The following is a 13,601-nucleotide window of genomic DNA, read 5'->3' on the forward strand; positions in this document are numbered from 1 at the left end:
GGGCATGACCGCCGCCGCCACGCCCGACTCTCCGGACCCCCTGGTCGCCGCCACCGAGGCCACCCGCAGCCTCCAGGGGCTCTCCACGGAGCTGACGGCCCGCGTGCCGCAGCTCCTCGAGGCGATGCGGTCGGTGGGCACCGGGCTCGAACTCCACACCACCCTGGACCGGATCTGCGAGACGGCCGCGGAGCTGGCCGGCGCCCGCTACGCGGCCATCGGGGTCGTCGACGAGGAGGGCAAGGGACTCTCCGACTTCGTCACCCACGGCGTCGGCGACGACGTGGCCCGGCGCATCGGGCGCCGCCCCGACGGGCACGCCGGGCTGCTCGGCGCGCTCATCCGCGATCCGCGCACGATCCGGCTCGCCGACCTCTCCGCCGACCCGCGCTCGGCCGGTTTCCCGGCCGGACACCCGGTCATGAAGACCTTCCTCGGCGTCCCCATCCGGGTCCAGGGCGAGATCTTCGGCAACCTCTACCTCGCGGAGAAGCGGGACGGCGAGGAGTTCAACGACTACGACGAACACATGGTCCGGGTCCTCGCCACCGAGGCCGGCATCGCCATCGGCAACGCCCGGCTCTACGAGGCCGCCCGCCAGCGCGAGCGGTGGATCGACGGTTCGGTCGCCGTCACCACCGCGCTGCTCTCCGGCGGCGACGCCGACGACGCCCTCGCCGTCGTCGCCGAGCAGGCCCGGCGGCTCGCCGACGCGGACGCCGGCATCGTGCTGCTGCCGGCCGAGGAGGGCGGCCTGGAGATCGTCGCGGTCTCCTCGCCCCGGCCCCACAAGTCCCTCGGCGTGGTGATCCCGCCGGAGAGCCGGGTCGTGGAGCTGCTCCTGGACGGGGAGGCGGTCTTCGTCCAGGACGCCTCCACCGATCCCCGCATGATCAGCCGGCTGACCTCGGCCTACGGGCCGAGCATGCTGCTGCCGCTGCAGAGCGGCGGGCGGGTCCTGGGGGCGCTCGCCATGCCCCGCACCCGGGGCGCCCGCCCGTTCTCCGAGGCGGAGCGGACCCTCGCCACCCAGTTCGCCTCGCAGGCGGCGCTCGCGCTGATGATGGCCGAGGCACAGCGCGACCGGGAGCGGCTCGCGGTCTTCGAGGACCGCGACCGGATCGCCCGCGACCTGCACGACCTCGTCATCCAGCGGCTCTTCGCCACCGGGATGATGCTGGAGAGCGCCCAGCGGAAGGCGATCGTGCCGGCCGTCCAGGAGGGCGTCGGCAAGGCGGTCGACGAACTGGACGTGACCATCCAGGAGATCCGCACAGCGATCTTCGCGCTCCAGCAGGGCCCGGCGGAGGCCCCGTCGGGGCTGCGCACCCGGGTGCTGCGGGAGATCAACATGGCGGCGGTGCCGCTCGGCTTCAAGCCCGCCCACCGCTTCCTCGGCGCGATCGACGCCACGGTCGGCGAACTGACCGGCAAGAACCTCATCGCCGCGCTCCGCGAGGCGCTCTCGAACGCCTTCCGGCATGCCGGGGCGAGCCGGATCGAGGTCGTCGTCGACGCGACCGTGACCCTGCCGGACGGGTCGCCGGGGGTGCGGCTCACGGTCGCGGACGACGGCGTCGGCATGCCGGAGGGCGGCCGGCGCAGCGGACTGCGCAACCTCGCCCGCCGTGCCGAGTCCCTCGGCGGCGCGAGCTGGTGCGGCCCGGGACTCGCCGAGGACGGCGGCGGCACGTCGGTGGTGTGGGAGGCACCGCTCTAGACGGTGTTGAAGCAGGAGCAGGAGCAGGAGCGGGGGACGGAGCCGGCCACGGGACCGGGGCAGGGGCCCGTCCGGGGCCCGGGACCGAGGCAGGGGTGAGGGTGCCGGGGTTCGGCTTTCGTCGTGCCCCGGATCCCGTAGGTCCGTGACGGGTCCCGGCCCGTGACGAGAGCCGGCCCGTGACGGGGCGTGGGGCTAGCGGGGGTCCGCCGCGGAGGGGCGTTCCGCGAGGGCTTCGGCGACGAGCCGCTCGATGACGACGGCGACGCCGTCCTCGTTGTTGCCGACGGTGCTGCCCGAGGCGGCGGCGATCACGTCGGGATGGGCGTTGCCCATCGCGTACGAGCGGCCGGCCCAGCTCAGCATCTCGATGTCGTTCGGCATGTCGCCGAAGGCCGCCACCTCGTCCGCCGTGATCCCGCGCCGCTCGCAGCAGAGGGCGAGCGTCGATGCCTTGGAGACGCCGAGGGCGCTGATCTCGATGAGCGCGGTCGGGCTGGAGCGGGTGAAGGAGGCCAGGTGTCCGGCTGCCCCCCGGGCCGTCGCGAGGAAGGCGTCGGGGTCGAGCTCCGGGTGCTGGGCGAGCAGCTTCAGCACCGGGGCGGCGGCGCCCGGCGCCTCCTCGTACAGCAGCTTCTCGGCCGTGGCGACGGTGGCGCCGGGGTCGAGGAAGAAGGGCGGGTAGTCCGGCTCGTAGTGGATGCCGGTGGTCAGCTCGACGGCGAAGCTGGTGCCGGGGGCGGCGGCCCGCAGGGCCGCCACGACGTCGAGGGCTGCGGGCCGGGCCAGCGGACGGACCTCCAGGAAGGTGCCGCCCTGGTGCAGGTCGACGACGGCGGCGCCGTTGGCGCAGATCGCGAGGCCGTGGCCGTGGACGTGGGCACTGACCACGTCCATCCAGCGGGCCGGACGGCCGGTGACGAAGAAGACCTCGATCCCCGCCCGCTCGGCCGCGGCGAGGGCGGCGACGGTGCGCTCGGAGACGGACTTGTCGTCGCGCAGGAGGGTGCCGTCGAGGTCGGTGGCGATGAGCCGGACGGCGGGTCGGGAGGAGGGCCGAGGAGAGGTCACCCCACCATGGTGCCCCACCGGGCGCACGTGCGTGCGGGTCACTGCACATTTGAGTGGGGCTTGCGGGGCCGCAGGGAGGGGCGTGTGACGGGGTGCGGATGAGGGGCGCGAAGGGGGGATGGGGCGGGTCGAGGAGGAGCGGGGTTGGCCGGGGACGAGGGGGCGGGGAGGATAAGGGGCGGCCGAGGGCGAGGGGGCGGGGAGGAGCGGGGCGGCCGAGGGTGAGGGCGAGGGGGAGCAGCGGGGCGGGGCGGTACCCGGGAGGGGGCGGTGCCGGTGGCCGTGACGGCCCGTGGGCCTGAGGAGCGCCCGCGCCCGACGTACGCTCGGGGCATGAGTCTGCGCCTGAGCACCGTGATCCTGCCTGTCGACCGCTGGCACGAGGGCGGCCGCGCCACGTGGCAGCGGGCCGAGGAACTCGGCTTCCACACCGCGTACACCTACGACCACCTGTCCTGGCGCACCTTCCGGGACGGCCCGTGGTTCGGCGCCCTGCCGACCCTCACCGCCGCCGCGGCGGTCACCGACCGCCTCCGCCTGGGCACGCTCGTCACCTCGCCCAACTTCCGGCACCCGGTGACGCTGGCCAAGGAACTGATCTCGCTCGACGACGTCTCCGGCGGCCGGGTCACCCTCGGCATCGGCGCCGGCGGCAACGGCTTCGACGCCACCGCGCTCGGCCAGGAGGCCTGGACCCCGAAGGAGCGGGCCGACCGCTTCGCCGAGTTCGTGCCGCTGCTCGACCGGCTGCTCACCGAGGACGCGGTGACGGAGAGCGGCGCGTTCTACTCGGCCGACGAGGCCCGCAACATCCCCGGCTGCGTGCAGCGGCCCCGGCTGCCCTTCGCGGTCGCCGCGACCGGTCCGCGCGGCATGCGGCTCGCCGCCCGCCACGGGCAGGCGTGGGTGACGACCGGCGACCCCAAGCTGTACGAGGCGGGCACGGCGGCCCAGTCCGTGGAGGCCCTGCGCGGCCAGGTCGAGCGGCTCGGCAAGGCCTGCGCGGAGATCGGCCGGGACGTGGCGGAGCTCGACAAGGTCCTGCTCACCAGCTTCACCCCGGAGAAGAACGCGGTGCTCGACTCCCTGGAGGGCTTCGTGGACTTCGCCGGGACCCACCGCGACCTGGGCTTCACCGAGATCGTGATCCACTGGCCGATCCGGGACTCGGTCTTCGCCGCCGATCAGGCCGTCTTCGAGTCCATCGCGACGGAGGCCCTCGACCGCCTCGGCTGACCACCGGACCGAACATCCGACCGGGTAGGGCACAGGTCGCCGGTTCGCGCGGTGGGCCGGTCGCGTGTCGCCCAGGGGCCCGGCGCTCGTGTCGCCCAGGGGCCCAGTGCCCGTGTCGGGCAGGGGGCCCGGTGCTCGTGTCGGGCAGGGGGCCCGGGCATGGGCATACTCCTGCCATGCTCCCGCGTTCGCGTCTCTCCCCGGCCGCTCCCCCCGGACCGACGCCCCTGCCACCGGTCCCCGTCGTCGACGGCGTGCCGGTCTGGGGGCACACCGACACGGCGGCCTGGTCGGCGGCGCGGCCGGGCCGGTGGGCGCGGCCGCTCTGGTCCGTCCTCGCGCTGTCGGCGGCACTGGTCGCGGCGGTCGCCACGGAGCCGACGGTCCCGTGCGGCGACACCACTCCCTGCGGCCCCGACTGGACCGGCATGGTGCAGACGGGGCTGGCCGTCGGCCTGCTGCACTGGAGCGCCCGGCTTCCCGGGGTCACCCTCGTCGCCGCGCCGGGGCTCGCCGCCCTGGTGGCGGTCGAGCAGTTCCCCGCCCCGGGAACGGCGTCCGGAGCGGCGAACCTGGCGGTGCTCGCCGCGCTCGGCCTCGGCTGGGCCGCCGCCGGCGCCCGGCTGACCGCGGCCCGCCGGCAGCGCCGGCTCTTCGAGCGGACCCACGGCCCGGTCACCCGCCCCCTCGACCTCACCGGCCTGCCGAAGCGGGGCACCGGCCGCATCGCCGCCGGGCTCGCCCTGTGCGCCGTGGCCGTCGTCGCGATCCTCCTGGGCCTGCGCGAGGTGCGGGCGGACGAGGACCGGGCCGCACGGGCCTCGCGCACCGAGGCCGAGGTCACGGGCCGCACGGACACGGCAGTGCGGCTGCGCGCCCACGACGGGCGCCCGCTCGTCGTCGGCTCCGTCTTCCCCGAGGACCAGCGGCTCGGCACCACCGTCACGGTGCTGGAGGACGGTTCGTGGCGGAGGCTGGCGGCCGAGCCGTACGACGCGATCGGCGAGCAGCTCCTCGCCCTGGTCGCCGGTCTGACCGGCCTCTCCCTGGCGGGCACGGGACTCCGCGTCCGCCGCGGCTGCCTGGCCCGCCGCCCGGGAGGGCTTCCGGCGGCGCGGGTGTGGGTGGCGACCGACGGCGAGGGCCGGACGGGGCTGCACCCCGTCGACGCCACCGACCTCGGCGCGCCCCTGTCCGTCCTCACCTGGACGGGGGTGGTCTCGCCGTACGGCCCCGGCATTCCGGAGCAGGCCGTACGCGAACGGGAGGACGCCCGGAAGGGAGGAGAGCACCAGGAAGACCCGGACGGTTACGGGGACGGGGACGACGGGGACGACGGCGACGGGGACGACTCCTTCACCCTCGTCAGTCTCCGCGAGGCCGTGCTGCTCGGTGTCCCCTACGGGGGTGCGGAGCTGGCCTTCGTCCTGCCCGCCGGGGACGGAAGCCCCCGGACGGTCGTCGCCCTGGCCACCGCCTCGGTCCGCTGAACCGGTCGGCTCCCCGGCATCGCGTCAGCGGACCTGGCGGCTCATCCACGGGGTGAGCCCCATCATCGGAACGAGCTCCTTGTACGTCTCGCCGCCGGGCACGGGCACGATCAGCCACTGGCCGGGCGGGAAGAAGCGTCCCTTCACGTGCGCCAGACCGGTGTGGACCGCCCGGACGAAGCCGGGGACGGCGTCCCTCGGCACATCGGCGAACTCGACGCCGTCCACGATGATCCTGGCGTCGTCCTCGGGGTAGAGCTGCACGGAGACGGAGGGGGAGCCGCCGAGTTCGACGAAGGCCTCGTGCGGCAGCGCACCGTCCTCGTCGAGGACGGTGAAGGCGTCGGCGGAGGTACGGCGCGAGGTCTGGTCCGCGCCGATGTCGTCGGTGACCGTCATCTCCAGGTGGAACTCCTGGGCGAGGACACGGACGGCGTTGACGGCGGCCTGGGTGCTGGGAAGCTGCGGGTGGACCATGCCCCGATCATGCCTCAGCCGCACCGATGCGCCGGAAGCGCCGGAGCACCGGAGCACCGGAGCACCGGAAGCGCCGATGCGCTGCAAGCGCCCGAGCACCGGAAGCGGCCGGAACGCCAGGGACGGCCGAAGCCGCCACCCATCCACCCGGCCACTCATCCGCCCGGCCACCCATCCGCCCGGCTGCCGATCCGCCCGGCTGCCGATCCGCCCGACCGGGCAGCCGCCCGACCGGGCAGCCGCTCAGCCGCTCAGCCGGGAAAGCGGATGAACGCGGCCGGGACCGCCGACGTCAGCCAGACCCCGTTGGCGCTGACCCGAAACTCGTGCCCCGCCCGGTGCATCGCGCCGGCGTCCACGCCGAGCACCACCGGCCGGCCCCGCCGTGCCCCGACCCGGGTGGCCGTCTCGCGGTCGGGGGAGAGGTGCACGTCGTGGCGGGCCATGGGCCGCAGTCCCTCCGCCCGGATCGAGGGGAGCCGGTCGGCGACCGTACCGTGGTAGAGGTACGAGGGCGGTTCGGCGGGCGGCAGGTCGAGGTCGACGCCGACGGTGTGCCCCTGGCTGGCCCGGATCCGGTCGCCGTCGACGGCGAACCGCTTCTTGTCGTTGGTGGCGACGACGTGGTCCAGCTCGGCCCGGCTGATCGGGAAGTGGTGGGCGGCGGCCGCGGCGAGCAGCTCGTCGATCCCGGTCCAGCCGTGCGCGTCGAGGACCAGCCCGATCCGCTCGGGCTGGTGTCGCAGGTGCTTCGAGAGGTACTTCGACACCTTCACGGTGCGGCGTTCGTCCATCCTTCATCCCCGTCCAGGTTTGATCCACAACCAAGGTGGCTTATCCACAGCTCAGTTGACGATTCTGTGGACAACTCGCCTGGGAAATCAAATGGTTTAGTGAACCGTGGGGGAATTAAGGGCATTTAGCGTCAATGCGTCCAATGTCCTTTTGTTGATCTCGCGTTCGGTGGCCGCCGTCACGAAGGCCGCGACGGCCTCCGGCCCGACGAGCCTCTGTACGGCCCTGATCGTGTCGGTCGGCACCTGCACGGGGCGCGGCTCGTCGTCCCTTACGGGAGGCGCCTCGGGCGAGAGGTGGATCTGGAGGTGACGGGTCGCCAGGATCCTCATGGCGCGTGCCAGTTCGGCGTCCACGGTCTGCTGGGCGAGCGGCCGGAGCCGCCGCACCATCGTCGCCGCCTCGGCCGCGTCGGAGTCCGTCGGCGGACGGTTCTCCAGATAGCGGGCGAAGACGTGCTCGGTGGTGAACTCCAGGAACCGGCCCGCGATGTGCTCGACCTGTTCCCGAAGTTCCCTCAGGTGACCGGTGATCGCGGCCAGCGGCACGCCCGCCGCGTGCAACTCCACCGCCACCGCCAGCTCCTGGGGGCTCGGCACCAGGTACTCCTCGCTGTCCCGGCCCGGTATCCGCTCCAGGACGCCCAGCTCGACCGCCTCCCGGACGGCCTCCTCGTCCGGGGTGCCGCCGAAGCGGGCGTCGAGCTCCGCGCGGGTGATCCGCGCCGCCTCCTCGTCCGTCCACGGCCCCTGGACCTCCGCGACGAGCCCCAGCACCCCGCCGAGCCCGCGCCCGGTGTCCCACGCGTCGAGGAGCTCCTTGATCGAGGCCAGCGTGTAGCCCCGGTCCAGCAGGTCCGCGATCTGCCGCAGCCGGGCCAGATGGCTGTCCCCGTACACGTTCGACCTGCCGCGCCGCTCCGGGCGGGGCAGCAGGCCCCGGTCCTGATAGGCGCGGATCGTCCGCACCGTGGCCCCGCTGTGATGGGCGAGATCCTCGATCCGGTACTCCGGTCGCACTGCTGACTGCTCGGACAAACCCGCTCCCACCGACCGATCGCTCCACCCCGCGAGGGGCCCCTCCTGCGAGGGATCGTACGACCGCCCGCCCGGTCCGGCCCCCGGGCGGACGGCCCTGCCGCTACGCCGGCGGCTGCCACCGGGCCAGGGCGCGCAGGGCGCCCGGAGCCAGCCGGGAGAGGGCGTGGACGCCCCGGGCCTCCGGGGTCACCGGCACGACCGCGCGGTCGTGCAGCACCGCCCCCAGGATCGCGTCCGCGACCTTCTCCGGCGGGTAGTTCCGCAGGCCGTAGAGGCGCGAGGCCTTCCGCTGCCGCCGCTTCTCCTCCGCCGTGTCCGAGACGCCGGCGAAGCGGGTGGTCGCCGTGATGTTGGTGTTCACGATCCCGGGGCAGATCGCGCTCACCCCGATGGACCGCCCGGCCAGTTCGGCCCGCAGGCACTCGCTCAGCATGAGCACCGCCGCCTTCGAGGTGCTGTACGCCGGCAGCGCCCGCGAGGGCTGGAAGGCCGCCGCCGAGGCGGTGTTGACGATGTGGCCGCCCTGGCCGCGGGCCGCCATCTGGGCCCCGAATATCCGGCAGCCGTGGATCACGCCCCACAGGTTGACGTCCAGGACCCGCTTCCACTCCTCGCTGGTGGTCTCCAGGAAGGAGCCGGTGAGCCCGATGCCCGCGTTGTTGACGAGGACGTCCACGATCCCGTACTCGGCGGCCACCGTGGCGGCCAGCTTCTCCATGGCCTGCTCGTCGGAGACGTCCACCGCCTCGCCCCAGGCCTCCGGGGCGCCGATCAGCCGGGCCATCTCCGCCGTCCGGGCCGCGCCCTCGGCGTCCCGGTCCACCGCGACCACCCGGGCCCCGGCCTCCGCGAAGGCGAAGGCGGTGGCCCGCCCGATGCCGCTGGCGGCACCGGTGACGAGCACCAGCTGCCCGCCGAACCGCTCCGCGTACTCCGGCCGCACCCCGCTGCGTACCGCCGCCTCCGCCACCGGCCGCGGCGCCCGCGTCGCCGGCTCCTCGTGGGTGCGGACGAAGTCCCCGATCCACGCGGACAGCTGGTCGGGGCGGGTGCGCGGCACCCAGTGCTTGGCCGGCAGGGTCCGCCGGGTCAGCTCCGGCACCCAGGTGCCGAGGTCGTCGTAGAGCCGCTCGGAGAGGAAGGCGTCCCCGGTCGGGGTGATCAGCTGCACCGGCACGTGCGCGAAGGCGTCGGGGCGCGGCCGGGAGAGGCGCGCCCGGACGTTGTCCCGGTAGAGCCAGGCGCCGGTGGCCGCGTCCTGCGGCAGCGAGGGCGTCGGGTAGTCGCCGGCCGGCACCTTCTCCACCCGCTCCAGGAGCTTCGGCCAGCGCTTGCCGAGCGGGCCCCGCCAGGCCAGCTCCGGCAGGACCGGGGTCTGCAGCAGGTAGACGTACCAGGACTTGGCGCCCTGTCCGAGGAGCTGCCCGATCCGGCGCGGGGTGGGGCGGGCCATCCGGCTCTTGATCCAGTGCCCGAAGTGGTCGAGGGACGGACCCGACAGGGAGGTGAAGGAGGCGATCCGGCCCTCGGTGCGCGGCACGGTCACGAACTCCCAGGACTGCACCGAGCCCCAGTCGTGCCCGACGAGGTGGACCGGCCGGTCCGGGCTGACCGCGTCGGCGACGGCCAGGAAGTCGTCGGTCAGCTTCTCCAGGGTGAAGCCGCCCCGCAGCGGCGCCGGCGCCGTCGAGCGCCCGTGGCCGCGCACGTCGTACAGGACGACGTGGAACTCCTCGGCGAGCCGCACCGCGACCTCCGACCAGACCTCCTTCGAGTCCGGGTAGCCGTGCACGAGCAGTACCGTCGGCCGGTCGGCGTCGCCGAGCTCGGCGACGCACAGCTCGATCCCGCCCGTCCGGACCCGGCGCTCCCGCGCCCCCTTGAGTCCCGCGCCCGCCATCACACCGCTCCTTCGTTCCACCGCCGCACGTGCGGCAGGTCGTCGTCCAGCCAGAACGCGCTCTGCTCGGGGTCCCTGGAGTCGGTGACGACCAGGATCTCCTCGAACTTCGCGCCCGTCCCCCGGAATCCGAGGTGCGGCTCGACCGCCCAGAGGCCCGGAGTGGGCGGGTGGTCGGAGAACTTGTACGGGGACCAGAGCGGCGACCAGCCGTCCCGGTGCCCGTGCAGGGCGTCGCTCAGCAGGCCCTTGAGGGACCGGGTGCCGAAGCCGAACAGGGTCGGCGCGAACCGCCGCTCCCTCACCCGGTCGATCTTGTGGGCGATCACGCCGAACGGATACGCCCGGTGCCGGTTGGCGTACCCCTGGCGGACCATGAGCCGGTCCACGTCCTCGTAGATCTCGCGCAGGCTGCGCCGCTCGCGCACCTCGCGCAGGATCAGCTCGCGGTGGTCGCGCAGATCGGCGAGCAGCTTGTCGTGCAGAGGATTGAGCCCGAGGCAGCCGCTGTAGCCGATGTCCGCCGTGTACCCCTTGTGGACGGGGGCCATGTCGAGGATGAAGGGCATCCCCGCCTCCAGCCGCCGGTCGGTGGGGAAGAACTGCAGCGGGATCCTGAAGTCGACGAAGGCGGTGCGGTCCCCGAACCAGGCGAAGGGGCGGTGGAACCAGTCCTTCACGCCCCGCTCGTACAGCCACTCGCGCTGCATCCGCGCCGCCTCGCGCTCGGTCACGCCCGGCTTGAGCTGGGCCGCGACCGCTTCCGCGCAGGCGTAGGAGAGCCGCTGCACTTCCCTGAACCCCCGCAGGTCCGCGGTCAGTTCGCTTGCCACTGCTGAGGTCATGCCACCCGCCCGTCCGGTGTGAGCGTCCGGTCGCACTACGCGTCCGTAACTTGACACCGATGAATGTGACAATGCCCGGAGGCTACGTCAAGGGGTGTGCACGAGCCCCTGTGGAAAACTCCGGCCCCCGGCGACCCGCCGACTTTCGTCGCGACCGTCCTCGGGGTCCGTACGCCGGAAGTCGGAGAGGGATCGATCCGTAGGGCTGACGACCCCTGTGGGGTCGGCCACTACCTTCGAGACGTGACTGTGATCGCCACCGAAAGCCTCAGCAAGCGGTTCCCCCGGGTGACCGCTCTCGACCGGCTCTCCCTGGACATCGGGCCCGGTGTGACCGGACTGGTGGGTGCCAACGGAGCCGGCAAGTCCACGATGATCAAGATCCTGCTCGGACTCTCCCCCGCCACGGAGGGCCGCGCCGAGGTCCTGGGCCTCGACGTCTCGAAGCACGGACCCGAGATCCGCGAGCGCGTCGGGTACATGCCCGAGCACGACTGCCTCCCGCCGGACGTCTCGGCCACCGAGTTCGTCGTCCACATGGCGCGGATGTCCGGCCTGCCGCCGGCCGCCGCCCGCGAGCGGACGGCCGACACCCTGCGCCACGTCGGCCTGTACGAGGAGCGCTACCGCCCCATCGGCGGCTACTCGACCGGCATGAAGCAGCGGGTGAAGCTGGCCCAGGCCCTGGTCCACGACCCCAGGCTGGTCCTCCTCGACGAGCCGACCAACGGCCTCGACCCGGTCGGCCGCGACGAGATGCTCGGCCTCATCCGCCGCGTCTGGACCGACTTCGGCATCTCCGTGCTCGTGACCTCGCACCTCCTCGGCGAGCTGGAGCGGACCTGCGACCACGTCGTCGTCATCGACGGCGGCAAGCTGCTGCGGTCCAGCTCCACCAGCGACTTCACCCGCACCACCACGACCCTGGCGGTCGAGGTCACCGATTCCGACACCCACCCGGACGGCACCGGCGCGCTCCGCGCCGCCCTCGCCGCCGCCGGCGTCACCCTCCACGAGGGCGTCGAGGAGGGGCTGCCCGGAGCCGGGCACATCCTGCTCCTGGAGGCCCCCGGCGAGGAGACGTACGACCTGGTGCGCGACACCGTCGCCGGCCTCGGCCTCGGCCTGGTCCGCATGGAGCAGCGCCGCCACCACATCGCCGAGGTCTTCCGCCCCGAGGCCGCCGCGCAGCACGAGGAGGTCAAGGCCCGATGAGCACCCCCGCCCCCGGGGCCGCCCCCGACACCACCCGGATCCACAACATCGGATACCGGTCCTACGACGGTCCGCGGCTCGGCCGCTCCTACGCCCGCCGCTCGCTCTTCCTGCAGTCGCTGCGCGGGGCGTACGGCCTGGGCCGGAGCGCCAAGTCGAAGGTGCTGCCGATGCTGCTCTTCGCGGTGATGTGCGTCCCGGCGCTGATCATCGTCGCGATCGCGGTGTACACCAAGGCCGACAAGCTCTTCGTGGAGTACACCCAGTACGCGGTCCTCCTCCAGCTCGTCATCGCCGTCTTCCTGGCCTCCCAGGCCCCCCAGTCGGTCTCCCGCGACCTGAGGTTCCGGACGGTCCCGCTGTACTTCTCCCGCCCCATCGAGCGGGTCGACTACGTGCTCGCCAAGTACGGGGCGATGGCCTCGGCGCTCTTCGTCCTCACCGCCACCCCGCTGCTGATCCTGTGGATCGGCTCGATGCTGGCCAAGATGGACTTCGCCGAGCAGGCCAAGCTGTTCGGCCAGGGCCTCGTCTCCGTCGCGGTCCTGTCGGTGCTCTTCGGCGGCGTCGGCCTGGTCATGGCCGCGCTCACCCCGCGCCGCGGCTTCGGCGTCGCCGCCGTGATCGCCGTCCTCACCATCTCGTACGGCGCGGTCTCCACCCTCCAGGGCATCTCCTACGCCACCGAGAACACCGACGCCATCGCCTGGCTCGGCCTCTTCTCCCCCCTCACCCTCGTCATCGGCCTGCAGAACGCCTTCCTCGGCGCCCCCGCCTCCTTCCCCGGCGAGATCTCGGTCGGGACCGGAGCCGGCGTGGTCTACCTGGTGGCCGTCCTCGGCCTCGTGGCCGCCTGCTACGGCATCCTGATGGCCCGCTACCGGAAGGTCGGACTGTGAGCACCCTCACCATCGACCACGTCTCCCGCTGGTTCGGGAACGTCGTGGCGGTCAACGACGTCACGATGTCGATCGGCCCCGGCGTCACCGGCCTCCTCGGCCCCAACGGAGCCGGCAAGTCCACCCTCATCAACATGATGGGCGGCTTCCTCGACCCCTCCACGGGCAAGGTGACCCTCGACGGCGAGCCGGTCTGGCGCAACGAGTCGGTCTACCGCTCCATCGGCGTCGTCCCCGAGCGGGAGTCGATGTACGACTTCCTCACCGGCCGCGAGTTCGTGGTGGCCAACGCGGAGCTCCAGGGACTCGGTGCCGCGGAGGCCCAGCGGGCCCTCGCCACCGTGGAGATGGAGTACGCGCAGGACCGGAAGATCTCCACGTACAGCAAGGGCATGCGGCAGCGGGTCAAGATGGCCTCGGCCCTCGTCCACGAGCCGTCGGTGCTCCTGCTCGACGAGCCGTTCAACGGCATGGACCCGCGCCAGCGGATGCAGCTCATGGAACTGCTGCGGCGGATGGGCGCCGAGGGCCGCACGGTCCTCTTCTCCTCGCACATCCTGGAGGAGGTCGAGCAGCTCGCCTCCCACATCGAGGTGATCGTCGCCGGCCGGCACGCCGCCTCCGGCGACTTCCGCCGGATCCGCCGCCTGATGACCGACCGGCCGCACCGCTACCTGGTCCGCTCCAGCGACGACCGGGCGCTCGCCGCCGCGCTGATCGCCGACCCGTCGACGGCCGGCATCGAGGTCGACGCGACGGACGGCGGACTGCGGATCCAGGCCGTCGACTTCGGGCGCTTCACCGAGCTGCTGCCGAAGGTCGCGCGCGAGCGGGGCATCCGGCTGCTGACGGTCTCGCCCTCCGACGAGTCCCTCGAATCCGTCTTCTCGTATCTCGTCGCGGCCTGAAAGGA

The 13,601-nt window shown here is 73.4% G+C and carries 12 protein-coding genes; 6 read left to right on the forward strand and 6 right to left on the reverse strand.

Annotation, left to right across the window (positions count from 1 at the left end; translation table 11 throughout):
- Nucleotides 1-4: 4 nt before the first annotated feature.
- Complete coding sequence (locus IE287_RS27670; RefSeq protein WP_189851929.1) at nt 5-1,720, forward strand: sensor histidine kinase; 1,716 nt, start codon at nt 5-7, stop codon at nt 1,718-1,720.
- Between the two features lie 195 nt (nt 1,721-1,915).
- Here the strand turns inward: IE287_RS27670 and IE287_RS27675 are convergent, their stop codons facing one another.
- Nucleotides 1,916-2,791, reverse strand: coding sequence for a Cof-type HAD-IIB family hydrolase (locus IE287_RS27675; protein WP_189851930.1), 876 nt, complete (start codon nt 2,789-2,791; stop codon nt 1,916-1,918).
- A 333-nt stretch (nt 2,792-3,124) separates the two neighbouring features.
- Here IE287_RS27675 and IE287_RS27680 point away from each other — a divergent pair, with 333 nt between their 5' ends.
- Nucleotides 3,125-4,027 carry an LLM class flavin-dependent oxidoreductase gene (locus tag IE287_RS27680; protein WP_189851931.1) on the forward strand — a complete coding sequence of 301 codons (903 nt, stop codon included), beginning with the start codon at nt 3,125-3,127 and terminating at the stop codon, nt 4,025-4,027.
- Between the two features lie 176 nt (nt 4,028-4,203).
- Nucleotides 4,204-5,517 (forward strand): hypothetical protein, encoded by a 1,314-nt coding sequence (locus IE287_RS27685; protein WP_189851932.1) that lies wholly within the window; start codon nt 4,204-4,206, stop codon nt 5,515-5,517.
- A 24-nt stretch (nt 5,518-5,541) separates the two neighbouring features.
- On the opposite strand, the gene IE287_RS27690 is transcribed toward IE287_RS27685, so the two are convergent.
- From IE287_RS27690 to IE287_RS27710, 5 genes are all read right to left on the reverse strand, one after another.
- Nucleotides 5,542-5,994 carry a hypothetical protein gene (locus tag IE287_RS27690; protein WP_189851933.1) on the reverse strand — a complete coding sequence of 151 codons (453 nt, stop codon included), beginning with the start codon at nt 5,992-5,994 and terminating at the stop codon, nt 5,542-5,544.
- A gap of 251 nt (nt 5,995-6,245) precedes the next feature.
- The gene (locus IE287_RS27695; RefSeq protein WP_189851934.1) at nt 6,246-6,788 is read right to left on the reverse strand and encodes an RNA 2'-phosphotransferase; all 543 of its coding nucleotides are present in this window, start codon (nt 6,786-6,788) and stop codon (nt 6,246-6,248) included.
- A gap of 96 nt (nt 6,789-6,884) precedes the next feature.
- Nucleotides 6,885-7,808 (reverse strand): MerR family transcriptional regulator, encoded by a 924-nt coding sequence (locus IE287_RS27700; protein ID WP_373307912.1) that lies wholly within the window; start codon nt 7,806-7,808, stop codon nt 6,885-6,887.
- A 121-nt stretch (nt 7,809-7,929) separates the two neighbouring features.
- Nucleotides 7,930-9,729 carry an SDR family oxidoreductase gene (locus IE287_RS27705; protein ID WP_189851936.1) on the reverse strand — a complete coding sequence of 600 codons (1,800 nt, stop codon included), beginning with the start codon at nt 9,727-9,729 and terminating at the stop codon, nt 7,930-7,932.
- Nucleotides 9,729-10,574 (reverse strand): M24 family metallopeptidase, encoded by an 846-nt coding sequence (locus tag IE287_RS27710; RefSeq protein WP_189851937.1) that lies wholly within the window; start codon nt 10,572-10,574, stop codon nt 9,729-9,731. The genes IE287_RS27705 and IE287_RS27710 overlap by 1 nt, the downstream gene beginning before the upstream one ends.
- Nucleotides 10,575-10,823: 249 nt before the next feature.
- On the opposite strand from IE287_RS27710, the gene IE287_RS27715 reads away from it, so the two are divergent.
- From IE287_RS27715 to IE287_RS27725, 3 genes are read left to right on the forward strand one after another with little or no spacing between them, the layout of a single operon-like run.
- Nucleotides 10,824-11,789 (forward strand): ABC transporter ATP-binding protein, encoded by a 966-nt coding sequence (locus IE287_RS27715; RefSeq protein ID WP_189851979.1) that lies wholly within the window; start codon nt 10,824-10,826, stop codon nt 11,787-11,789.
- A complete protein-coding gene (locus IE287_RS27720; protein WP_189851938.1) occupies nt 11,786-12,688 on the forward strand; it encodes an ABC transporter permease in 903 nt (300 codons plus the stop codon). Before IE287_RS27715 ends, IE287_RS27720 begins: the two co-directional genes overlap by 4 nt.
- Nucleotides 12,685-13,596 carry an ABC transporter ATP-binding protein gene (locus tag IE287_RS27725; RefSeq protein WP_189851939.1) on the forward strand — a complete coding sequence of 304 codons (912 nt, stop codon included), beginning with the start codon at nt 12,685-12,687 and terminating at the stop codon, nt 13,594-13,596. Before IE287_RS27720 ends, IE287_RS27725 begins: the two co-directional genes overlap by 4 nt.
- The last annotated feature ends 5 nt before the right edge of the window (nt 13,597-13,601 follow it).

The organism is Streptomyces omiyaensis, from assembly GCF_014650895.1.
Taxonomy (GTDB): domain Bacteria; phylum Actinomycetota; class Actinomycetes; order Streptomycetales; family Streptomycetaceae; genus Streptomyces; species Streptomyces omiyaensis.

Coding starts and splice junctions, on each gene's coding strand:
- IE287_RS27670 (WP_189851929.1), top strand. CDS start 5: ATGACCGCCGCCGCCACGCCCGACTCTCCGGACCCCCTGGTCGCCGCC.
- IE287_RS27680 (WP_189851931.1), top strand. CDS start 3,125: ATGAGTCTGCGCCTGAGCACCGTGATCCTGCCTGTCGACCGCTGGCAC.
- IE287_RS27685 (WP_189851932.1), top strand. CDS start 4,204: ATGCTCCCGCGTTCGCGTCTCTCCCCGGCCGCTCCCCCCGGACCGACG.
- IE287_RS27690 (WP_189851933.1), bottom strand. CDS start 5,994: ATGGTCCACCCGCAGCTTCCCAGCACCCAGGCCGCCGTCAACGCCGTC.
- IE287_RS27695 (WP_189851934.1), bottom strand. CDS start 6,788: ATGGACGAACGCCGCACCGTGAAGGTGTCGAAGTACCTCTCGAAGCAC.
- IE287_RS27705 (WP_189851936.1), bottom strand. CDS start 9,729: ATGGCGGGCGCGGGACTCAAGGGGGCGCGGGAGCGCCGGGTCCGGACG.
- IE287_RS27710 (WP_189851937.1), bottom strand. CDS start 10,574: ATGACCTCAGCAGTGGCAAGCGAACTGACCGCGGACCTGCGGGGGTTC.
- IE287_RS27720 (WP_189851938.1), top strand. CDS start 11,786: ATGAGCACCCCCGCCCCCGGGGCCGCCCCCGACACCACCCGGATCCAC.